Annotated in this window: 1 protein-coding gene; it reads left to right on the top strand. The window is 59.8% G+C overall.

Features of this window, described 5'->3' with window-relative positions:
- On the top strand, positions 1 to 815 hold an 815-nt coding region (gene tnpC / locus ACP7E0_RS34975; protein ID WP_426131955.1), incomplete at both ends, for an IS66 family transposase.

Genomic DNA, 815 nt, shown 5'->3' with positions numbered 1-815 from the left:
TGATCGCCGCTGCTGAGGGCAATACGGCCCCGATCCATGAAACCGATGAGACGGCGTCTGTTGTGCCCCTGGCGGATGCGTCGGAAAAGATCATGCGCCGGCGCCCACGCGTGTCCGACAAGGCGGTTCGCGAGCGCCGAGAACTCGATCCTGGCTCCTGCTGCCCGGAATGCGGAGGTGAGTTGCGTCTTGTCGGTGAGGACACAAGCGAAATCCTCGACATGATTGCAGCGCAGATGAAGGTGATCGAGGTCGCCCGGTTGAAGAAGTCCTGTCGGTGCTGCGAGAAGATGGTGCAGGTGGCAGCGCCCAGCCGCCCGATCCCTGGCAGCATGGCCGGCGCTGGCCTCCTCGCGTACATTCTGGTCTCGAAGTTCGATGACCATTTGCCACTGTACCGGCTGAACGAGATCTTCGCCCGCATGGGCGCCGACATTCCCGACAGCACGATGGTTGATTGGTGCGGTCGCGCCATGCAGGTGCTTCAGCCTCTTATTGAACGGATCGAAGCTGCGATCATGGCAAGTGATCTCCTTCATGCGGACGATACCCCGATCCGGGTGTTGGATCGCTCGCTGCGAGACAAAGGGTTGGGTAAAGGCGTGAAGGAGGGCAGAATTTGGACGTATGTCCGCGATCAGCGTCCATGGGCAGGCAGTTCCCCGCCGGGTGCAGTCTACTATTTTGCTCCTGACTGGAAGGAAGAGCACGTCCACCGCCACCTCAAGCAATCAAGCGGCATCCTTCAGGCTGACGGCTACAAAGGATATGGCAAGCTGTACTCGCCTGGAGAAAAGGGAGAATCTCGCTTCAAG

Source organism: Pararhizobium sp. PWRC1-1, assembly GCF_049897905.1.
Classification (GTDB): domain Bacteria; phylum Pseudomonadota; class Alphaproteobacteria; order Rhizobiales; family Rhizobiaceae; genus Pararhizobium.
Note: the sequence above shows the minus strand (reverse complement) of the source record. Positions and strands in the feature narration are given on the sequence as shown.